Below are 20,436 nucleotides of genomic sequence, written 5' to 3' on the forward strand. Positions count from 1 at the left end.
TTCTCGTTGTTAAAGGTCAGGGATAAAAAGCAAGCAATCGGTAGCCGGCAATCCGGTCCACCAAGTCTTCGGCCTTGACAGCCACAGCGAGAGACGCCGGCCACTCGGCGCTTGCCGCCAAGGTGTCAATTTTGGCCCCAAATTCGGACGGGAGAAACACACGTCGAACGACGGGTTGATCGAGCGAATTGGTCAAAGTCAACTCGATAGCCGGCACTGCCAGCGCGACGGCTGCGGCATTCTTGAGCGTGAAGTTCACGCGGTAGGCGTCTCCTCGAATCTTGGTAAACGACGAGCTGTCAATCACGATCGATTCAATTCCTCGCAGGGGCGACAAGGTGCAATTCAAGACGACGCACGCCTTCTCCAGCCAGGGTTTGAGGCCGGGTTCCGAGGCCACGATCCGGTCGCGCTCATGAATCACGATTTGCCCAGCCAGTCCGAGCGATAGCGCCAAAGTCAGGAAAACCAGAGTCGCCCGCATGAGTGGCCGGTCCCAGAGGGTGCCGGTTCTCTTGTCGCGCAAGAAAGATACCTCGCCCAATTCGGCAATGCTGTCGGGTTCAGCGTCATCGACATCCGGGTTGGCTTCGTGGTCGGGCAGCGCAGGCGTCGACCGGGTGGCGGACGACCCGTCGAATTGCACATCCGGCCAATCCGCTGACAAGGAGATGACTTCGTCGGCCCGAGAAAATTCGTCCGGGATCGGATCCTCCAGAGGATGGTCTGGACCATTCCCTGCTGCGTCAGGCAGAATTTGTTCCTGTTCCTGTTCCTGTTCCTGATCCTGTTCCTGTTCCTGTTCCTGTTCCTGTTCCTGTTCCTGTTCCTGCTCAGCCAGCAGTGCATCGGGGCTGCCCTGACTGTCCCAATCCAGGTCAATATCAACAGGTTGAGGCGTGACATCCACCGCGTCTGTTGCGTGAGGAATGACGGCCGACTCTTCCGGCTGAATGGCTGGCCCCCCCCCGTCCGGCGGCATCTCCAGCAGGTGAAGCGACGCGTCAAAGACCTCGTCACATTGACCACAGCGAACCCATCCTTCAGAAATCCGAAGCTGGTCCGGCACGACCTTGAACAGGGTCTCGCATGCCGGGCAACGTGTGATCAGGCTCATGGTTGGCGAATTGTAGGGGCGTGCCCGGGGAGCCTCAGCGCGTCGCGGTCATCAGTATCCAGCCGTCTTCCTGGTCAGCGATCTTGAGCTGACAATATGGCGCGTAGGCCTCCTTCAGCTCATCGGCCTGCCGCTCAAGAATGCCGGCCAACACCAGCGATCCACCGGGTGCCACTCGCGACCACAGCAGGGGCGCCAGCACCTTCAGAGGCGATGCCAGAATGTTGGCCAGCACCGTGTGATAAACGCCCGACACGGCATCGGGCAAACCTGCGTTGAGCCTGACGTCATTGGCCTGCGCATTCAGCACGGTCGACTCAACGGCAGCATCGTCGATGTCGACCGCGTCAATGTCGGTGGCACCAAACTTGGCAGCACCGATGGCCAGAATTCCAGAACCACAACCGTAATCCAGCACCCGACCCAAGTTGTTTTCGATTCGGGTCCCGTCGGGGCTGCCGTGCCGTGCAATCCACCGCAAACACATCCGGGTGGTCGGGTGGGTGCCGGTGCCGAATGCCAAGCCGGGATCAAGCCGGATGATGATGCGGGCCTGGGCCGGCGGCTCATGCCAGGTTGGCACAATCCAGAACTCCGGCGTGATATCCACCGGCGTGAACTGGGACTGTGTCAGACGCACCCAATCCTGCTCAGGCACTTCCTGAATACCCAGAGTCTGGCAGTCCGCAAAGAAGTCCTGCGCCATCAGCAGTGCGAGAGCCTCTTTGGCCAACGCTTCTGAGGCATACAGTGCCGATATCCGTGAGCGCTGCCAGCCGTCTTTCGGCGGCGGCATGCCGGGCTCGCCAAACAGAGCCTGCTCGGCATCGGTCTGCGCGTCGGCATCCTCCACACTCACGCTCAGGGCATCCAGCGCATCAAGGGCATCGCTCAGGGTTTCGACCCGGTTCTCCGGGCACATCAGGCTTAGTTCAAACATGCGATACCTGACTCAGCGCTTGTGCTGGTCAAGCCACTCTTCAAGATAGTGAATATTGGTGCCGCCCGCCATGAACTTGGCATCCACCATCAACTCCCGATGCAGGGCGATGTTGGTGTTGATGCCCTCGACCACGGTTTCGCCCAGGGCCGTGCGCATGCGGGCCATGGCCTGCTCGCGCGTATCGCCATGCACAATGATCTTGCCAACCATCGAATCGTAATTCGGAGGAACAAAGTAGTTCGTATAGATATGAGAATCCACCCGCACGCCCGGGCCGCCCGGGGCGTGCCACATGGTGACACGGCCAGGTGAAGGAATGAACTTGTAGGGATCCTCCGCATTCACGCGACATTCAATGGCGTGCCCGCGAATTTCGATCTGCCGCTGTGTGAAGGGTAACTTCTCACCCGCCGCCACCATGATCTGGGTTTTGACAATGTCAATCCCGGTGATCATTTCCGTCACCGGGTGCTCCACCTGCACGCGGGTATTCATCTCGATGAAGTAAAACTCGCCATCTTCATACAAGAACTCGAAAGTCCCGGCCCCACGGTAGCCAATCTTCTTGCACGCCGCCACACACCGCTCGCCGACCCGGTCAATCAGCTTGCGTGGAATCCCCGGCGCGGGCGCTTCCTCCAGGATTTTCTGGTGGCGTCGCTGCATCGAACAATCACGTTCGCCCAAGTAAACCGCATTCTTGTGCTTGTCGGCCAGGATCTGGATCTCGATATGCCGGGGGTTCTGGAGGTATTTTTCCATATAGACCGCCGGATTGCCGAACGCAGCGCCGGCTTCGGCTTTGGTCATGGCGACAGCATTGATCAAAGCCGCCTCGGTGTGCACTACACGCATGCCGCGCCCGCCACCACCGCCCGCCGCCTTGATGATGACCGGATAGCCCACCGCCTTGGCAATGCGGCGAATCAGCACCGGATCATCCGGCAGTTCGCCTTCCGAGCCGGGCACGCAGGGAACCCCTGCCTTGATCATGGCCTGCTTGGCAGAAACCTTGTCGCCCATGATTCGGATCGACTCGGGCGTCGGGCCAATGAACTGGAAGCCGCTTTTTTCCACCCGCTCTGCGAAATCGGCGTTTTCACTCAAGAAACCATATCCGGGATGAATTGCCTCGGCGTCCGTCACTTCTGCCGCCGAAATGATGGCGGGCATGTTCAGATAGCTGAGGGTTGACGAAGCGGGCCCGATGCACACCGCCTCCTCGGCGAGCTTCACGTATTTGGCCTCGCGGTCTGCCTCGGAATAGACCATGACAGCCTTGATGCCGAGTTCGCGACAGGCTCGTTGAATTCTGAGGGCGATTTCGCCCCGGTTGGCAACCAGGATTTTCTTGAACATGGGAATTACTGGTTTGCGTCATTCGATCACGAACAGCGGCTGTCCGTATTCAACGGCTTGACCGTTCTCGCAGAGAATCTGCGTCACGGTTCCCGATTTGTCGGCTTCAATTTCATTGAGAATCTTCATGGCCTCAATGATGCAGACTGTCTCGCCTGCCTTGATTGAGTCCCCGACTTCAACAAAGGCTTTGGCACCCGGCGACGACGAACGGTAGAAAGTACCGACCATCGGCGACTTGACGGTATGACCGACCACTACCGGCACCGGCGCAGCGACTGGCTCCACACTCTGGACTGGCACCGCGCCCGGTGCGGGCATGGCGACCGGCGCCGCGTAATGCTGAACCATGGCGCCGCCACCCTTGACGATGCGGACTTTGCCTTCTGCTTCCGTGATTTCCAGCTCCGAGACATTTGATTCCGACACAAGGTCAATCAGCGTCTTCAGTTTTCTAAGATCCATGAGGTCTCCAACGATTTTTAAGTAATGGCCGGCGAATTTACCTTAAATTCCACATAAATGCAGCCATCTTCTTGCATTTTACAGAATTCAAGTATTGATTTTCATGATCATCATCTTGCCCGATGACACTGCAGAGCACCTGAACGATGCCTGCCCGCTGCAATCCGCGCCTATTTCACCAAAGCCCATGCCCGCAGATTGTCCGGCGTGACTTTGCCCATTTTACGATGCGCGACCAGGCCATCTGATCCGAGCACCACGGTGAACGGCAAACCGCCACTCAAATTGCCAAGGGATCTGCCCGTCTCCACCCCGGACACGCCTGCCAGCACCACTGGAAAACTCACTGGCGTCTTGGCCAGAAAGCGCTTGACTGGATCCGGCTGATCGACCGCCAAGCCGAGAACTTTCCAGCCTTTGGCTGAATGTTCCTGATAAAAGCGACTCAATAGCGGAAGTTCCTCCACACAAGGCGGACACCAGGTGGCCCAGAAGTTCAACAGGAGAGGTTTGCCAAGCAGTGACGACATCTGGAGCACATTGCCATCAAGCGCCGCAAATTGCAGCTGCCATAGCGCGGACTCAGCCGCTGGCGCCATCGCTTGCGGTTGATAGGTTCGCCAAGCCAGGCCGATACCGCCCAGCGCGGCGGCACTGGCCACCGCGCCCATCAGCCAGCGTCGGCGGCTTCTGGACAATTGGCCTGCAGTTTCGGGAGAAGAATTAGAGTCAGTCATGGCTGCTGATCATGCAACAAACGCCGCAGCGCCGCCATATCACCGCGCGGCGTGCGTCCCTTGGCGTCAGGACGCAACGCGCCCCGCACGTCATCGCGGTCGTACACCAGCAAATGAACGCCCACTTCTTCATTGAGGTCAGGGCAGAAAGCGTGCACGCTCAGCGCCTCAACCGATTCACCGTTAAACCCGGTGACGGTGCGCGGCTCATAGTCGACTTGATGGTCAATCAGCGATATCTCGGCCGATTTGCTGTCATCACAAAACAATTGAATATAAATATCCGACAAACGCGTCGCGGTACCGTGCCAGACAGCACCGCCCAGATACGGCCGAAACAAGGCCATGCGCTCCATCCAGACCAGGGCGAGGCGACGCAAGGCCAACAGTTCGCCCGGTTGGGTGTCGGCGCAGAAAACCGAAATGTATTCCACCACCGCGTCTTCGATCTCGTCATTGCCAGGCAAGGCGGTGCGTCCTGGCAAACCCAGCTGCTTGACGGCGCGGCGCTTTGCCGGCCCAAACTCAAGCCCCTCCTCCACCACCATCCGCGCAGCGACTGATGAGATTTCTGATTTCACGGTGTCCATAAGCCGCCATTTTGCCCCTGTTTCTGCCAGCATGGCAGCAGCCTAAAATCCAGCCATGCACATTCATATTCTTGGTATTTGCGGGACATTCATGGGTGGCCTGGCCGCGCTGGCGCGCGAAGCCGGCCACAAGGTCACCGGTTGTGACACGGGCGTCTATCCCCCCATGAGCGACCAGTTACGCGCGCTCGGCATTGAACTGATTGAAGGCTTTGGCGCCGACCAGTTGGCACTGAAGCCGGACATGTTTGTGGTGGGTAACGTGGTCAGTCGTGCTCACCTCGCCGATGGAACCCCGAAGTTTCCCTTGATGGAAGCCATTCTGGACGCCGGCCTCCCCTACACCAGCGGCCCGCAATGGCTGGCCGAGCACGTGCTCCAAGGCCGCCATGTCATCGCCGTGGCCGGCACCCATGGCAAGACCACCACCACGGCCATGATCGCGTGGATACTGGAATATGCTGGCCTGCAACCCGGTTTTCTGGTGGGCGGGGTGCCCATGAATTTCGATGTTTCCGCCAGACTGGGCGGTGGCAAAGCCGAACGCAGCGCAGGGCCGCCCCATGCAAGTTCAGCCCCCTCGGGGGGCAGCGCAGCACACGCCGTGCCGAGCGTGGGGGCCTGTTTCGTCATTGAGGCCGACGAATACGACACCGCATTTTTCGACAAGCGCAGCAAGTTTGTGCACTACCGCCCGCGTACGGCCGTGCTCAACAACCTTGAGTTTGACCATGCGGACATTTTTGACGATCTGGCTGCAATCGAGCGCCAGTTTCACCACCTGGTGCGTACCGTGCCGGGCAAAGGCCCGCATGGCTCGGGCCGCATCGTGGTGAATGGTCTGGAAGAAAGCCTGGCACGGGTGCTGCACATGGGCTGCTGGAGCGAAGTTCGCAGCTTTGGCGCGGCGGTGAGTGACTTCACCGCCGCCGGCGAGCCCGATGCGTTCGACGTCCTCTACCAGGGCCAGACCGTGGGTCATGTGAAGTGGGCACTGACCGGTGTGCACAACCAGCTCAACGCCCTGGCGGCCATTGCCGCGGCCCAGCATGTGGGAGTTGCGCCCGACGTCGCAGCCAATGCCCTGGCGACCTTTGAAAATGTGAAACGACGCATGGAAGTGCGGGGCACCGTGCAAGTGGCCGGCGGCGCCATCACCGTCTACGACGATTTTGCCCACCACCCGACTGCCATCCGGACCACCGTGGACGGCCTGCGCCGCAAGGTGGGGCCTGATCAACGCATCCTGGCGGTGTTCGAACCCCGCAGCAACACCATGAAGCTGGGCACCATGAAGGCCCAGCTTCCCTGGAGCCTGGAAGACGCTGACCTGGCCTTTTGCCACGGCGGCGGTCTGGGCTGGGACGCGCGCGACGCCCTGGCCAGCATGGGCAGCAAAGCACAAGTCGCCGACACCATCATTGAGTTGGTGGCACAGGTGCTGGTGCAAGCGCGCCCCGGCGACCACATCCTGTGCATGAGCAATGGCGGCTTTGGCGGCATTCACCTCAAGCTGCTGCAGGCGCTACAAAATAAATAGCTATCCATGCAGTAAATACGGGGGCTAGAGGCCAAAAACACCTCCAACCCCGGCGACTTAACGCGCCCGGCGCGCCTTGACTGCCTGCGACAACACCTCCAGGGACTGGAGCGAGTCTTCCCAGCCCAGGCAGGCATCGGTGATGCTCTTGCCATATTCCAGCTTGGCCGCGTCGTCTTTACCCGGGGTGAACTTCTGGGCACCCGCATGGAGGTGGCTCTCCACCATCACGCCAAACACGCTGGTGGAACCACCGGCAATTTGGGCCGCAATGGCGCGCGCCACGTCCAGCTGCTTCTCATGCTGCTTGCTGCTGTTGGCGTGACTGCAGTCCACCATCAGCGTGGCCGGCAATTTGGCCTTCTCCAGATCCTTGCAGGCTGCGGCCACGCTGGCAGCGTCATAGTTCGGTGCCTTGCCGCCGCGCAGGATGACGTGACAGTCGGGGTTGCCATTGGTCTGCACAATCGCCACCTGGCCGTTCTTGTGCACTGACAGAAAGTGGTGCCCGCCGGCGGCCGCCTGAATGGCATCGGTGGCGATCTTGATATTGCCGTCCGTACCGTTCTTGAAGCCAATCGGCGCCGACAGGCCGGAGGCCAGTTCACGGTGCACCTGGCTCTCCGTCGTGCGCGCACCAATGGCGCCCCACGAAATCAAGTCACCCAGGTACTGGGGCGAGATCACGTCCAGAAACTCGCTGCCGGCGGGCAGGCCCATGCGGTTGATTTCAATCAGCAACTGACGCGCAATGCGCAGGCCTTCGTCAATGCGGAAGCTCTCGTCCAGGTAGGGGTCGTTGATCAGCCCCTTCCAGCCGACCGTGGTGCGCGGCTTCTCGAAGTACACGCGCATCACGATTTCCAGCGTGTCGGCATACTTCTCGCGCTGCACTTTGAGCTGGCGCGCATAGTCCAGCGCGGCGGCAGGATCGTGGATGGAGCAGGGGCCAATCACGACCAGCAGGCGGTCATCCTTGCCGGCCATGATCTCGTGGATGCGCCGGCGGGTGCTGCTGATCAGCGACTCCACCGGGGTGCCGCGGATTGGGAAGAAGCGGATTAAATGCTCGGGAGGAGGCAACACTGTGATGTCCTTGATGCGTTCGTCGTCGGTCTGGCTGGTGCGGTCGGTGGGGTGGGCGACAGGGTTCGCATACCAGGCATCGGTACCGGCGGCGGTGGCTTTGGCATTCATGGTGAGGCTCCTAGGTCAGAGTAATAAAGTCAAAAAAGCATAAAAAAACCGCCGGGGGTGCCGGCGGTTTCTGGAAGATCAGGACGTTTTCTTTGGGTACGTTCAGAACTCTCTACCGCCGCAGGCGCTTGAGAACCAAAAGTAGCTAAAGTAAAAACAGGCCGAATTCATGGCATTAAATGTAGCACAGTGATGCTTGGCGCCGGCTTACGCGGTGCCGCCCACCGTCAGGCCGTCGATACGCAGGGTCGGTTGCCCCACGCCGACCGGCACACTCTGGCCTTCCTTGCCACAGGTGCCCACGCCGCTGTCGAGCTTCATGTCGTTGCCGATCATGCTGACACGCTTGAGGCACTCCGGCCCGCTGCCCACAATCGTGGCGCCCTTCACGGGATACAGGATCTTGCCGTTTTCGACCCAATACGCTTCGCTGGCAGAAAACACGAACTTGCCCGACGTGATGTCGACCTGCCCGCCACCGAAGTTGGTGGCGTACAGGCCCTTTTTGATGCTGGCCACAATTTCCTCGGGCGATTTGTCACCCCCCAGCATGTAGGTATTGGTCATGCGCGGCATGGGAATATGGGCGTAGCTCTCACGCCGGCCGTTGCCCGTAGGTTTGACGCCCATCAGGCGCGCATTCATGGCGTCCTGGATGTAGCCTTTCAGGATCCCATCCTCGATCAACACATTGCGCTGGCTGGTGTTGCCTTCGTCGTCCACATTGAGCGAGCCACGGCGGTCGGCAATGGTGCCATCATCCAGCACGGTGACGCCTTTGGCCGCCACGCGTTGCCCGATACGGCCGCTGAAGGCACTGGAACCCTTGCGGTTGAAGTCGCCCTCCAGGCCGTGGCCAATGGCTTCATGCAACAGAATACCGGGCCAGCCCGGGCCGAGCACCACCGTCATCTCTCCGGCTGGCGCGGGACGCGCCTCCAGATTGGTGAGCGCCGCCTTGACGGCTTCATCCACGTATTGCGCAATGACGGCATCGTCAAAATAGGCCAGCCCGAAGCGCCCGCCGCCACCGGCCGAGCCCATTTCGCGCCGACCCTTTTGTTCGGCGATAACCGTCACACTCAAGCGCACCAGCGGGCGCACATCGGCCGCCAGCGTGCCATCGGCGCGCGCCACCATCACCACATCGTATTCACTGGCCAGTCCGGCCATGACCTGGGCCACGCGCGGGTCTTTGGCCCGCGCCAGTTGCTCCACCTTCTCCAGCAACTTCACCTTGGCCGTGCTGTCGAGGGTGGCGATCGGGTCCAGTCCCTGATACAGGGAGCGCGCCGACGCTATCTTCTGGCTCGCCGTCTTCACCCGAGCCGACTTGGCCGCCACTGAAATGGTTCGCACCGTTCGGGCTGCATCCAGCAGCGACGCTTCGGAAATATCGTCCGAGTAGGCAAACGCTGTCTTCTCACCACTCACCGCGCGCACCCCGACACCCTGGTCGATGCTGAAAGACCCGGTTTTGACGATGCCTTCTTCCAGGCTCCAGCCCTCGCTGCGCGTGTACTGAAAATACAGGTCCGCCTCATCGACCCGATGCGCCTTGATCTCCGCCAGGGCGCGGGTCAGGTGGGATTCATCCAGCCCGAACGGCGTGAGCAGGAGGGACCTGGCAACGGCCAGGCGTTCAATGGTGGGTTCGCGAGAGATCATGGTGCGATTTTAGGCTTTATCACCATCCAGCCACTGCAGCAGGGCTGCATCGTCGAGTTCCGCCAGGCCCCCGGCGCTCGCACGACCGAACACGTCACGTGCAGCGGCACCCAATGGCCCGGCGAATCCCACGGCTTGGGCAGCCTCTACCGCCAGACGCGTGTCTTTCGTCAGCAGTGTCATGTGGGCACGCGGCGCGCAGTCCCCGGCAATGGCCCGGCGCATGCGATCGGAGCCGATCCAGCTTTGCCCGCTCGACTGTTCGATCACGTCAAGCGTGCGGCCCAGGTCCAGCCCCATGCGCTTGGCCATCACCATGATCTCGGCAGCACCCACCAAGTTGATGCCGGCCAGCAAATTGTTCACCAGCTTGGTTCGTGCCCCGTCACCGACGCGCTCACTGATACGAAATACATTGCCTGAGAGCGCAGCGACAAGTGCACCATAACGCTCAAACACGGCAGCGGGACAGGCCACCATGAGACTCATGGAACCGTCGCGTGCCCGCGCCGGTCCGCCGGACATGGGCGCATCAATGGTGTGGATGCCCCGTTCGCCCAGGCGCCGGGCGAATTCCCCGGTGTGCTCGGGCGCGATGGTCGGGCACAGCATCACCATCTGCCCCGGCTGCATGGCGTCCATCACGCCATGCTCGCCAAACAGAACCTCATGCGTTTGCTGCGCGTCCACCACGCAGACAATAATTGCTATCGAATTAATAGCAACTTGTGCAGGTGTGACGTGGGCTACAGCCCCAAACGCCTCAAAACTCCGAGCCTTGGCCGCGCCCAGGTCACAGACGCCCACCGGCCAGCCCTGCGCCAGCAGATGGGTGGCCATGGCGCCGCCCATGTTGCCGACACCGATGATGGCGACCGGAAATTTGGCCCCCAAGGGGCCTGGTTCTCCTGGCGATGGCCCGTCGGACAACTCAGGCGCTGAGCCCATCACGACTGCACCAGGCGTTTCGACTTGGCAATCGACATCAGGATTCCCAGAGCCATGCCCAGCGTGACCATGGCCGTGCCGCCGTAGCTGATGAAGGGCAGCGGCACGCCCACGACCGGCAAGATGCCACTGACCATGCCCATGTTGACAAATGCGTAGGCGAAAAAGATCAGGGTGACGCTGCCCGCCAGAAGCCGTGAAAACAGGGTCGGCGCTTCCAGGGCAATGGCCATGCCGCGCAGCACCAGAAACACAAAGCCCGCGATCAACAACAGATTGCCAACCAGGCCGAACTCTTCGGAAAACGACGCAAAGATGAAGTCGGTAGTGCGCTCGGGAATGAACTCCAGGTGCGTCTGGGTTCCCTGCATGAAGCCCTTGCCCAGCAGCCCGCCGGAGCCAATGGCAATCATGCCCTGGATGATGTGAAAGCCCTTGCCCAGCGGGTCGCGGGACGGGTCGAGCAGGGTGCAGATGCGCTGCTGCTGGTAGTCGTGCAACACCGGCCAGCGCACGCCATCGGCACACAGCTGCGGCTCAAAACCCACCACCAGCGCCATTCCCACCACGCCGATCAGCACCGGCGGCACGATCCACTTCCACGCCAGACCTGCGAAGAAAATGACGGACGCCCCGGCCAACAGCACCAGTATGGCGGTCCCCAGGTCGGGCTGCTTGACGATCAAGGCAACCGGCACCGCCAGCAACAAGCCCGCCACAGCGAAGTCCAGCGGGCGCAAATGACCTTCACGCTTTTGAAACCACCAGGCCAGCATCAGCGGCACGGCAATTTTGAGGATTTCGCTGGGCTGGATGATGACACCCACATTGAGCCAGCGCCGCGCCCCTTTCTTGGTAATGCCAAAGATGGCGACCGCAATCAGCAGGGTGACGCCCAGCACGTAGAGCGGCACCGCCAGCGCCATCAGGCGCTGCGGTGAGATCTGTGCCACCACGAACATGATCGCACCCGCAATCAGCATGTTGCGGCCATGGTCCTCAAACCGGGTGCCATGGTCAAAGCCTACCGAATACATGGTCAGCAGGCCGGCGCACGCCAGCATGAACACGGCAAACGCCAGCGGGCCGTCAAAGCCGCGAAACCAGGGCGCAATGCGCTGCCACAGGTGGATTTTTCCAAATTGATACGCCATGCCCGGATTATCCCGCGACTGGTCAATCCAGGCTGATTTCCACCACGGTACTGCCAGAGGCGCTCACAATCACCAGGCCCGCCTCAATGGCCGCGGCCCTCTCCCGCAGCGAACTCAAGCCCCGGCGCTTCACGCGGTCGGGCTCAAAGCCGCAGCCGTTGTCGATCACCAGCAGCTTGACGCCGCCACCGGGCATGGTGCGCAGTTCGATACGCAGGACGCTCGCGTGCGCATGCTGCAGCACATTGGACAGCGCCTCAAAAACCATGAACTGCAGGTGCCGCATCGCCTTGTGATCAAGCCGGGGCAGCAGCGGGAGCAGGTCCACATCCCACTGCAGCTCGATGTCGGAGGCTTTGAAGCGCGGCTCCAGCCGATAGCGCAGGTTGGCCAGCAAGGCGGTGATGTCGCCTGGCGGCAGATTCATGGCATCGATCGAGAGCTTGAGCTGATCCAGTGAATCGCGCAGGGTATGCAGCACCTCGCCCTGGCTTGCCCGTCCCGATTCCAGCTGACGGATCGCCGTGCTGATGTGCGACCCCACACCGTCGTGCATGTCACGCAGGATGCGCGTGCGCTCGGCCGTACGCTCCTGCTCGCGGGCCAGCTGCTCTACGCGCTGGTAGGTCTGCGCCAGCTCCTGCTCCTTCTGCGCCACGCGTGCCGCCATGTTGACCATGAGGTCGCGCGCCTGGCCACTGGCCGCGCGAAAGCGCGTGATCACGATGTAGGCCAGCGTCAATCCGAACAGCACCGAGCTGTAGCGCAGCAAGGTGTTACCGCCGTACACCGGGCTGAGCCGGAAGACGTACAGATCGCGCAAGCCCACCAGCGTATTCAACAGCAGCGCACCCGCGACCAGCCGGTGGGCGATCGACGCCTCACGCGCTGCCTTCCAGATGAAAAATGAGACAAAGGTCAGGGATGTGAGCCCCAGTGCCGCATACAAGAGCGTCATCGTTACGGGGTGGCCAAAAGCCAGCGAGCCGAGAGCAGCCGCGACACTCGCCGCCAGCAGCAGCGCCAGCCAGCGGCGCAGCCAGCTGACCATGGGGAGCCGGCCCCAGCCCGCGATCTCCACGCAAAACAGGATCATGCTGCCGATCCACACCGTCACGGAGAGAAGCGTCACCATGCCCCACCACGGCCAGGGAACGGGTGGATTCTCAATGATGACGTCGCTGACGCTAACCGTCCAGCACAGCTCGGCCAGGGCGGCAAACAGGTACAAGGGGTCGCGCCGGGGCCGTCCCGGCCCCGTGACATCAACCTGGGTCGCCCACAATGCCAGCGCCACCACGCCAATCAACAGGCTCAGAATGACCACCACGAGCGAGCCGGTGCTGCGCCAGCGGTAATCGCCCAGGTAGATGGGACGCACTTCGTCGTCCGGCCCCAGGGTCAACGCTGCCAGACCGCCACGGCGACCCACGTCGGCGCGGATATGCACGCGAATCAGATTGTTGGTGCGCAGCAGGCCCGGTGAGATCACGATATGGCGAGGCCCTTTGGCGAAGTCCGCTCCATTGCCGTTCTGCAGGTCACCGTTGCGCTGAAGTAGCGTCCCGTTGAGCCAGATTTCATAGGCGTTTCCCAGCCGGGGCACATACAGGCCGAAGGGTAGCGTCGGAACCTCCGGGAGTTCAAACGACATCTCAAAAGTGGCTTGTCCCGGCAGACCCTTATGATGGCGGTCCCAATGGTAGGGCAGGCTGACGGCCTGGCGCGTCGCCTGCCCCTGAACCGTGACGGTCGCCTGCGCCTCGCGCAGTTCAAGCGTCGCGGCCTGTGCCTGCAGGCTCAGACATGCCAGCAGCAGGCCAAACCCGGACAACACCCCACGCCACAGACCGCACCACAATCTCATCATTGAGCGCATCTTAGCCTTGCGCCGCGCCGCCAGATTCAATCATGCCGCGATAGCAAGCCCATGCGGGTGGCCTCGAACACCGCCTCGCTTTTGGAGTGAACAGACAGTTTTCCATAAAGGTTTTTGATGTGGGTTTGCACCGTGTGCACACTCAGGCCCTGCAAACGCGCAATTTCCGCGTAGGAAAAGCCGCGGGCAATCAGCGCCAGCACTTCCTGCTCGCGTGGCGACAGCAAGCCGCGCAGTGGTCCACCATCAGGCCCGCCAACTGCTTCGTTTTTTATAGCTACCGACGCTTGTGCCACGGGGGCCTGACCCCTGCTGTTCTGTCGGCGATCAGACCGGTATTTGGACAATACCCGTCGCGCGATCATGGGCGAAATGGGCGAGGCTCCCGCCAGCATGTCGAGAATCGTCTGGGCAATGTCGTCAGGCGTCGAGTCCTTGTGGATGTAGCCCAGCGCGCCCGCCTCAATACTGGCCAGCACATTGTCTTCATCACCAAACATGGAGATCACCAGCGGCTCGCAGTGCGGATGAAGCCGGATGGCATACCGGATCACCTCCAGCCCGCTGCCGTCAGGCAAGCCCAGATCGGTCAGCAGCACGTCAAGGGTATTCGCATCGTCATCCAGCCAGGCTTTCGCATCCGCCACTGTCCCGACAGCCGCGGCCACCTGCAACTCGGCGCAACGCGACACGCTGCCGGCGAAAAATTCCCGCATCTGCGGATCGTCCTCAACAATCAATACACGCCACACTCGCTTCGCCCTGCTGTTTTTCAATCAGACGCGAGCATAGCCGCCGGCGCCCGCGCTGGCTATGCCGGCTCATCCCATAGACATGGGATGGCGCGACTCAAACGGCTCCAATAACATTCGTGACGCAGGTCAAGGAGCGCAAAACCATGCATCCAAGCTACCTGCGTCTCACACAACTCAGGAAGCTCTCATGAAAATTACACTGAAACGACTAGCGCTTGGCATCGCCAGCGCGGGGCTGTTGACGATTTACGGCTGTGGGGGCGGTGGAAGCACAACCGGTAGCGCCATCACGACACCCACCGTAACGCCGACACTGGCGACCACTCTTTCAGGTACCGCAGCCATCGGTGCACCAATCGCCGGCAGCGTCTTTGCCATCGATATCAACGGCAAGGTCTCTCCGGCGGCGACAACCAGCGCACTCGGCGCCTTCATTGTTGACGTTGCCGGGATGACGGCCCCTTTCATTCTGAGTATCACCGGCACGGCCGGCGGCAAGCAGGTCACCCTCAACTCGATTGCCACAGCTGCCGGACAAACGGTGAATATCACCCCATTGACCGACCTCATCGTTTCAACAGCCTCAGGGCAACCAGGTGGCAGCTCGCTGACGAGTTTGTGTGCACCGGTGGCCACTGTGGTACCGCCCGCTTGCCTGTCAGCGCTGACCGCCGCCGCCACGCCAGCCACGCTGGCCAGCGCCACTCAGGCGGTCATAGCCATGATTGCGCCCCTCAACCCGGCCGGCACCAATCCCCTGACCGACAGCTTCACAGCCAACGGTACGGGCATGGATGCGGTGCTGGATCAGATCCTGGTCGCGCCCGCCGACGCCCAGGGCGCCATGGCCACCATCACCCTGATTGCCACCAACACGTCCCTTGGAACGGTGACTCTGCCGGGCACCCCTGGCCAAACGGCCACCACGACGGCGACCGCACCGTCAACCACAGAACTCGCCAAGGCCACTGCCGCGGCGACTGTGCTGCCAGAAATTCGCGCCTGCCTGGCGTCCTTGAATGCGCTGTATCCGAAGACCGGGTTTGTTGCACCTACGTCAACACAAGTTGCCCAATTTGTAGATGCCTCGTTCCTTCTGGGAATTTCGGAAGACAAAACTGCCATCGTAGGCGCCTTGTCCGGCACGGGTGACATGGCCATCCCCGGCCTGACCATTGAAGCCGTTGGTCTGTCGCCTCACGACATGAGCCCTCTAAGCCCTGCCGAAATCACTACATTTACCCAATCGACTTCGACCACGCGCGTTGCTGACTTGTTTAGCAGCCGGGTCACATCAGGAAACACGGCGGTGGCATTTACCAATAGTGTTCCGACCAGCGCATGGGTGCAATTGCGCGTTGCCGGCGATGCCGGCGTGAACAACTGGAAAATGGTCAAGACGACAGACACCACAGGCTGCGCTGGCGGCTGGAAGCTGGCTGGCAGCGGGCACCTGGACATGCACATGAACGCCCGCATTCATCGAAACATCGACAGCACTGGCGCTGCAACATTTTTTCGCGAATGGGCCTTTCATATTCAGAAGGCAAATGTGATTGCTGAAAATGCAGCCATCACCAAGATCGATGTAAGAGGCCCCGGCCTGACCACTTTTGGTGATTTCTCCAATGGCATCACCACGGGTCAAAAACTGCAATTAATTATGCCGACGACAGGGCACACTGCAATGCGTTTTGACGACAGCACAGGAACCGGCGCCGGAAGTAGCTTTTACGGTGACGCTGAAGCGCTGCAGAGCTGCCAGGACTTGGCGGGCAGTTCTGCGGGCGTCACCACACCGTGTATCGACGAGACCAAGGTTGCCCCAGGCAAGTTGTACGTCTGGACTTTGAAGGTCCCAGGCACCGGGACAGGCACCGGGCCAGTTATCGCCTTCCCGTTCCAAATCAATGCGGTTCCACTGTCCAAGGCTTTCGCCGCAGCAAACCAGAGCAGTCTTTTCGCCACCGTGACCAGCGTCACTCCGCCGGGGTCTGCGGCACTATTAGCCCTGACAAACACGCTGCTTGACGGCCAGGTGACGTTTAACTACACGCAGTCTGCGATCTATGGCTCGAAAATGGACAATTGCGGCTTGTATTTGTGGAATTCCGCAACCAATACCCAAGTGCTGAGTGCCGAGCAAAATGCGGTGGGGCACGAGACTTCCTGCACCTTCACCACGTCTGGGCTCAACTCCCTGGCATCCGCCGCAAAAGACTCTAACGGTCAATCCTTGTTTAAGTTCACGACTGCAACGAGCGGCTACATTGGCGTCACCACCAGTGTGTTGGGCAACCAGGCCTCATCCGGCCAGCCATATCCCAATTAATCCGAGCGATACGCAGCCAATCCGGCATTATGAAATGCCCGGTTGGCGAATTCAACTACCCACCTGGCGTGGGCAATGCGCCAAAGCCCGCCGCGTCCCAGACGCAGGCGGGTTTTTTTCGCCTCTATCATCCTGTCCATGCCCACCACTCATGCCCAGCAACCCATCACCCACCTGCTCTACCTGCACGGCTTTCGCTCCTCACCGCAGTCCACCAAGGCGCGCAGCATGGCCCGGTATATGGCCGCCCACCAGCCGGCGATTCGCTGGTGGTGTCCGCAACTGCCGCCCTCGCCGCGCGAAGCGATGGCGCTGGTGATGGACGGCATCGCCGACTGGCCACGTGAAACCATGGCCGTGGTCGGTTCCTCGCTGGGCGGCTTCTATGCGACCTGCGTGGCCGAGCAGACCGGTTGCCGGGCGGTGCTGCTCAACCCGGCTGCCAACCCGGCGCGCGATCTGGAGAAGCACATCGGCGAGCAAACCAGCTGGCACGACCCGCAGGAGCGCTTCTTCGTCCAGCCCGGGTACGTTCAGGAACTGCGCGACCTGCAGTGCACGGACCTGGCCCAACCGGACCACTATCTGGCGGTGATCGCCAAGGGTGACGAAGTGCTGGACTGGCGCGAGATGCTGGCCCGGTACGCGGGGGCACACGTGCGCCTGCTCCAGGGCAGCGACCACGCCCTCACGGACTTCGAGGACCATTTGCCGGAGATTCTGGCGTTTTTAGGCCTGGATTGAGCCCCCATTCGGGCCCCGGACGCCCCCTCCTTTTTGCTGGGACAATCTCTCCCTATGTACTTATTGTTTGAAGAAGCCGGAAAATTCATGGCCGGTCGGGTGTTGTCGGAGGCGGAATCCTCTGCGCAGGTGGAGCTGGACAGCGGCAAGCGGGTCAAGGTCAAGGCCGCCAACATCCTGCTGAAGTTCGAGAAACCGGCACCGGCGCAGTTGCTGGCGGCGGCACAGGCCATCAGCCAGACCATCGAGCTGGAGTTGGCCTGGGAGTTTGCCCCGGAGGAGGAATTCGGCTTTGCCGACCTGGCGCGCGAGTATTTCAGTGACAAACCGACGCTGGAGCAGCAGGCCGGCACGCTGGTGCGCCTGTTTGAGGCGCCGCATTACTTTCGCCGCGCCGGCAAGGGGCGTTTTCGCAAGGCCCCCGCCGAGGTCATTGCGCAGGCGTTGGCCGCGATCGAGAAAAAGAAACAAGTCGCCTTGCAGATTGAGCAGTGGGTCAAGGAACTGAGCCAGGGCGAGTGCCCGGCAGCCATTCGCGAGCAGCTTTACAAGATCCTGTTCAAACCCGACAAGAACGCGCCCGAATACAAGGCCGTGGTCGAAGCATCACGCGCCACCCATCTGGGGCCACTGGAGCTGCTGATCAAGGCCGGCGCCATCGATTCACCCTACCAGTTCCACTGGCGCCGCTTCCTGCTGGAGAACTTTCCCAAGGGCACGGGCTTCGCCAAGCTGGAGGCGCCGATCATCCGTGACGAGCTGCCCCTGTCGCCGGCGCGCGCCTTCTCGGTGGACGACTCCGCCACGACCGAGATTGACGACGCCCTGTCGGTGCAGGGCCTGGGCAGCGGCACGGTGGTGCTGGGTATTCACATTGCCGCACCCGGCCTGGCGATCACGCCCGGCAGCCCGATCGACCAGTTGGGCCGCAACCGCCTGTCCACCGTCTACATGCCAGGCTACAAGGTGACCATGCTGCCCGACGACGTGGTGCAGACCTACACGCTGCAGGAAGGGCGCGACTGCCCGGCGGTCTCGCTGTACGTCACGCTGGACGAAGCCACGCTGACCATCCAGGGCAGTGAAACCCGGCTGGAACGGGTGCACATCGGTGCCAACCTGCGACACGACCAGCTGGACGCGATCGTCACCACCGAATGGCTGGACGACCCGGCGTTCTCACATGATATTGACCCGCAGCCATTGCAGCATAAGCGTGAGCAGCTATCATTTTTATATCGCCTGGCAAAGGACCTGAAGGCCAAACGTGAAGTGGTGCGCGGCAAGCCCGAGACTTTCAACCGGCCCGACTACAACTTCCGCCTGGTTGGCAACAACGGTGCCGAACCCAAGGGCCATGAGACAGTGCAAATCAGCGTCCGCCAGCGCGGCGCGCCGCTGGACCTGATCGTGTCCGAGGCCATGATTCTGGCCAACAGCACCTGGGGCAGCTGGATGGCCGAGCTGGGCGTGCCCGGTATTTACCGCAGCCAGGCCTCGCTGTTGCCGGGCGTCAAGGTGCGCATGGGCACCAAGGCCTTGCCGCATGCCGGCATTGGCGTGAAAAGCTATGCCTGGAGCACCTCGCCGCTGCGCCGCTATACCGACCTGGTCAACCAGTGGCAAATCATTGCCTGCGCGCGCCATGGCAAGACGGCGGCGCTGGTGGCGCCATTCAAGCCAAAAGACGCGGACTTGTTTTCCATCATCTCCAGCTTTGATTCGGCCTACTTCGCCTACAACAGTTTTCAGGGTGCGATGGAACGCTTCTGGATACTCAAGTATGTGCAGCAGCAGGGCATCACGGAGATCGAGGCCACCGTGTTCAAGGAGAACATGGTGCGCGCCGACGACATGCCGCTGGTGCTGCCGGTGGTGGGCGCCAAAGATTTGCCGCGTGGCGCACGGGTGCGGGTCAAGCTGGGCGATATTGACGAAGTCACGCTCGATGTGACTGGCACCGTCGTGGCCCGCCTGGATACCGTCGCCGAGACGGCGGCTACGCTGGAAGACGAAGTTGAGGACGAGGAAGACGTCGTGGCCGGCCCGATTGCGATTGCCGTCGACATGACCGAGAACGACACCGGCGCCCTCACCGCCACCAGCGATAATCCTGCCCCGTGAACCTGCGGTCTTTCAGCCCTCTCCAGCTTGCACTCGGCGCCTCGATCGCCGTGCATGCCGTGCTATTGACGGTGCGCTTTGTGGACCCCGAGGCGTTCAACCGCGTGTTTGAAGACACGCCCCTGGAAGTCATTCTGGTGAATGCGCGCACCACGGAGCGACCGGAGAAGGCCCGCGCCATTGCCCAGGCGTCGATGGCGGGCGGCGGTGACGCCGAGCGCGGCCGCGCGACCAGCCCCTTGCCACCGGCCCTGCAATCGGAAACGGGATTCGACACCGAAGAAGAAGCCCAGCGCAAACTGCAAAACCTGCAGGAACAGCAGACCCTGCTGCTGGCCCAGGTCAAGAGCCAGCTGGCCGCCTTGCCCCCACCCGACCCCAAGCAGCCCAGTGCGTCACCGGAACAGACCGAGCGTGAGCAAAAACGGCGCCGGCTGATCAAGCTGCTGGCCGAGATCGAACGGCGCATCAACGAGGAAAATGCGCGGCCCAAGAAGCGCTACATCAGCCCCGCCACGCGGGAAGAGGTGTACGCGGTGTACTACGACCACTTGCGCCGCCGCATCGAAGACAAAGGCACGGAGAACTTCCCGGAGGCAGCTGGCAAGAAACTGTATGGCGAACTGACCATGATCGTCACCGTCAATTTTGACGGGCAGATTCTCAAGACCGAGATCGTGGAAAGCTCCGGCAACCGCACGCTGGACCGACGGGCCGAAGCCATCGCCCGCAATGCCGCACCATTTGGCCGTTTCAATGAGGCCATGCGCCGCAAGGCCGACCAGATCGTGGTGGTATCGCGTTTCAATTTCACCCGCGACGAAACGCTGGAAACGCGGCTCACGTCACAGTGAACACCCTTCAAAAACGACTCTTTCAGGCCG

Annotated in this window: 17 protein-coding genes; 5 read left to right on the forward strand and 12 right to left on the reverse strand. The window is 61.4% G+C overall.

Features of this window, described 5'->3' with window-relative positions; all coding sequences use genetic code 11:
- Nucleotides 1-16: 16 nt before the first annotated feature.
- The 6 genes from Q7T10_RS15235 to Q7T10_RS15260 all read right to left on the reverse strand — a co-directional run bounded on the left by Q7T10_RS15235 (nucleotide 17) and on the right by Q7T10_RS15260 (nucleotide 5,211).
- On the reverse strand, nucleotides 17-1,117 hold the full coding sequence (locus Q7T10_RS15235; protein WP_304749898.1) for a zinc-ribbon and DUF3426 domain-containing protein: 1,101 nt from the start codon (nucleotides 1,115-1,117) through the stop codon (nucleotides 17-19).
- A gap of 34 nt (nucleotides 1,118-1,151) precedes the next feature.
- Nucleotides 1,152-2,057 carry a 50S ribosomal protein L11 methyltransferase gene (prmA, locus tag Q7T10_RS15240; protein WP_304749900.1) on the reverse strand — a complete coding sequence of 302 codons (906 nt, stop codon included), beginning with the start codon at nucleotides 2,055-2,057 and terminating at the stop codon, nucleotides 1,152-1,154.
- A 12-nt stretch (nucleotides 2,058-2,069) separates the two neighbouring features.
- On the reverse strand, nucleotides 2,070-3,419 hold the full coding sequence (accC, locus tag Q7T10_RS15245; RefSeq protein WP_304749903.1) for an acetyl-CoA carboxylase biotin carboxylase subunit: 1,350 nt from the start codon (nucleotides 3,417-3,419) through the stop codon (nucleotides 2,070-2,072).
- A gap of 18 nt (nucleotides 3,420-3,437) precedes the next feature.
- A complete protein-coding gene (gene accB / locus Q7T10_RS15250) occupies nucleotides 3,438-3,884 on the reverse strand; it encodes an acetyl-CoA carboxylase biotin carboxyl carrier protein (RefSeq protein WP_304749904.1) in 447 nt (148 codons plus the stop codon).
- Between the two features lie 170 nt (nucleotides 3,885-4,054).
- The gene (locus tag Q7T10_RS15255) at nucleotides 4,055-4,621 is read right to left on the reverse strand and encodes a redoxin family protein (protein ID WP_304749906.1); all 567 of its coding nucleotides are present in this window, start codon (nucleotides 4,619-4,621) and stop codon (nucleotides 4,055-4,057) included.
- The gene (locus tag Q7T10_RS15260; protein ID WP_304749908.1) at nucleotides 4,618-5,211 is read right to left on the reverse strand and encodes a hypothetical protein; all 594 of its coding nucleotides are present in this window, start codon (nucleotides 5,209-5,211) and stop codon (nucleotides 4,618-4,620) included. The genes Q7T10_RS15255 and Q7T10_RS15260 overlap by 4 nt, the downstream gene beginning before the upstream one ends.
- Nucleotides 5,212-5,266: 55 nt before the next feature.
- Between Q7T10_RS15260 and mpl the strand changes: the two genes are divergently transcribed.
- Nucleotides 5,267-6,751 (forward strand): UDP-N-acetylmuramate:L-alanyl-gamma-D-glutamyl-meso-diaminopimelate ligase, encoded by a 1,485-nt coding sequence (gene mpl, locus Q7T10_RS15265; RefSeq protein WP_304749911.1) that lies wholly within the window; start codon nucleotides 5,267-5,269, stop codon nucleotides 6,749-6,751.
- 57 nt (nucleotides 6,752-6,808) lie between these two features.
- On the opposite strand, the gene Q7T10_RS15270 is transcribed toward mpl, so the two are convergent.
- The 6 genes from Q7T10_RS15270 to Q7T10_RS15295 all read right to left on the reverse strand — a co-directional run bounded on the left by Q7T10_RS15270 (nucleotide 6,809) and on the right by Q7T10_RS15295 (nucleotide 14,313).
- Nucleotides 6,809-7,948 (reverse strand): 3-deoxy-7-phosphoheptulonate synthase, encoded by a 1,140-nt coding sequence (locus Q7T10_RS15270; protein WP_304749912.1) that lies wholly within the window; start codon nucleotides 7,946-7,948, stop codon nucleotides 6,809-6,811.
- A gap of 207 nt (nucleotides 7,949-8,155) precedes the next feature.
- Complete coding sequence (gene tldD, locus Q7T10_RS15275; protein WP_304749915.1) at nucleotides 8,156-9,616, reverse strand: metalloprotease TldD; 1,461 nt, start codon at nucleotides 9,614-9,616, stop codon at nucleotides 8,156-8,158.
- A gap of 9 nt (nucleotides 9,617-9,625) precedes the next feature.
- On the reverse strand, nucleotides 9,626-10,510 hold the full coding sequence (locus tag Q7T10_RS15280) for an NAD(P)-dependent oxidoreductase (RefSeq protein WP_304749917.1): 885 nt from the start codon (nucleotides 10,508-10,510) through the stop codon (nucleotides 9,626-9,628).
- 53 nt (nucleotides 10,511-10,563) lie between these two features.
- Nucleotides 10,564-11,718, reverse strand: coding sequence for a rod shape-determining protein RodA (gene rodA, locus Q7T10_RS15285; RefSeq protein ID WP_304749919.1), 1,155 nt, complete (start codon nucleotides 11,716-11,718; stop codon nucleotides 10,564-10,566).
- 22 nt (nucleotides 11,719-11,740) lie between these two features.
- Nucleotides 11,741-13,588, reverse strand: a complete 1,848-nt coding sequence (locus Q7T10_RS15290; protein ID WP_304749922.1) for a sensor histidine kinase — start codon at nucleotides 13,586-13,588, stop codon at nucleotides 11,741-11,743.
- 35 nt (nucleotides 13,589-13,623) lie between these two features.
- Complete coding sequence (locus Q7T10_RS15295) at nucleotides 13,624-14,313, reverse strand: LuxR C-terminal-related transcriptional regulator (RefSeq protein ID WP_370653782.1); 690 nt, start codon at nucleotides 14,311-14,313, stop codon at nucleotides 13,624-13,626.
- Between the two features lie 118 nt (nucleotides 14,314-14,431).
- Between Q7T10_RS15295 and Q7T10_RS15300 the strand changes: the two genes are divergently transcribed.
- The 4 genes from Q7T10_RS15300 (at nucleotide 14,432) to Q7T10_RS15315 (ending at nucleotide 20,406) form a co-directional block, all read left to right on the forward strand.
- Complete coding sequence (locus tag Q7T10_RS15300; protein WP_304749927.1) at nucleotides 14,432-16,684, forward strand: hypothetical protein; 2,253 nt, start codon at nucleotides 14,432-14,434, stop codon at nucleotides 16,682-16,684.
- A 138-nt stretch (nucleotides 16,685-16,822) separates the two neighbouring features.
- Nucleotides 16,823-17,428 (forward strand): YqiA/YcfP family alpha/beta fold hydrolase, encoded by a 606-nt coding sequence (locus tag Q7T10_RS15305; protein WP_304749930.1) that lies wholly within the window; start codon nucleotides 16,823-16,825, stop codon nucleotides 17,426-17,428.
- Nucleotides 17,429-17,482: 54 nt separating this feature from the next.
- Entirely contained in the window at nucleotides 17,483-19,552 is a 2,070-nt protein-coding gene (locus Q7T10_RS15310; RefSeq protein ID WP_304749931.1) for a ribonuclease catalytic domain-containing protein, read from the forward strand.
- A 2-nt stretch (nucleotides 19,553-19,554) separates the two neighbouring features.
- Nucleotides 19,555-20,406, forward strand: a complete 852-nt coding sequence (locus tag Q7T10_RS15315; RefSeq protein ID WP_304750245.1) for an energy transducer TonB — start codon at nucleotides 19,555-19,557, stop codon at nucleotides 20,404-20,406.
- Nucleotides 20,407-20,436: the final 30 nt, after the last annotated feature.

It is taken from the genome of Rhodoferax sp., from assembly GCF_030646845.1.
Classification (GTDB): Bacteria; Pseudomonadota; Gammaproteobacteria; order Burkholderiales; family Burkholderiaceae_C; genus Rhodoferax.

Bases quoted from the DNA above. Each gene is read 5' to 3' on its own strand.
- accC (WP_304749903.1), bottom strand. From the start codon at position 3,419: ATGTTCAAGAAAATCCTGGTTGCCAACCGGGGCGAAATCGCCCTCAGA.
- Q7T10_RS15290 (WP_304749922.1), bottom strand. From the start codon at position 13,588: ATGATGAGATTGTGGTGCGGTCTGTGGCGTGGGGTGTTGTCCGGGTTT.
- mpl (WP_304749911.1), top strand. From the start codon at position 5,267: ATGCACATTCATATTCTTGGTATTTGCGGGACATTCATGGGTGGCCTG.
- Q7T10_RS15305 (WP_304749930.1), top strand. From the start codon at position 16,823: ATGCCCACCACTCATGCCCAGCAACCCATCACCCACCTGCTCTACCTG.
- Q7T10_RS15235 (WP_304749898.1), bottom strand. From the start codon at position 1,117: ATGAGCCTGATCACACGTTGCCCGGCATGCGAGACCCTGTTCAAGGTC.
- Q7T10_RS15260 (WP_304749908.1), bottom strand. From the start codon at position 5,211: ATGGACACCGTGAAATCAGAAATCTCATCAGTCGCTGCGCGGATGGTG.
- Q7T10_RS15310 (WP_304749931.1), top strand. From the start codon at position 17,483: ATGTACTTATTGTTTGAAGAAGCCGGAAAATTCATGGCCGGTCGGGTG.
- accB (WP_304749904.1), bottom strand. From the start codon at position 3,884: ATGGATCTTAGAAAACTGAAGACGCTGATTGACCTTGTGTCGGAATCA.
- rodA (WP_304749919.1), bottom strand. From the start codon at position 11,718: ATGGCGTATCAATTTGGAAAAATCCACCTGTGGCAGCGCATTGCGCCC.
- Q7T10_RS15255 (WP_304749906.1), bottom strand. From the start codon at position 4,621: ATGACTGACTCTAATTCTTCTCCCGAAACTGCAGGCCAATTGTCCAGA.
- prmA (WP_304749900.1), bottom strand. From the start codon at position 2,057: ATGTTTGAACTAAGCCTGATGTGCCCGGAGAACCGGGTCGAAACCCTG.
- Q7T10_RS15270 (WP_304749912.1), bottom strand. From the start codon at position 7,948: ATGAATGCCAAAGCCACCGCCGCCGGTACCGATGCCTGGTATGCGAAC.
- tldD (WP_304749915.1), bottom strand. From the start codon at position 9,616: ATGATCTCTCGCGAACCCACCATTGAACGCCTGGCCGTTGCCAGGTCC.
- Q7T10_RS15300 (WP_304749927.1), top strand. From the start codon at position 14,432: ATGGGATGGCGCGACTCAAACGGCTCCAATAACATTCGTGACGCAGGT.
- Q7T10_RS15295 (WP_370653782.1), bottom strand. From the start codon at position 14,313: ATGCGGGAATTTTTCGCCGGCAGCGTGTCGCGTTGCGCCGAGTTGCAG.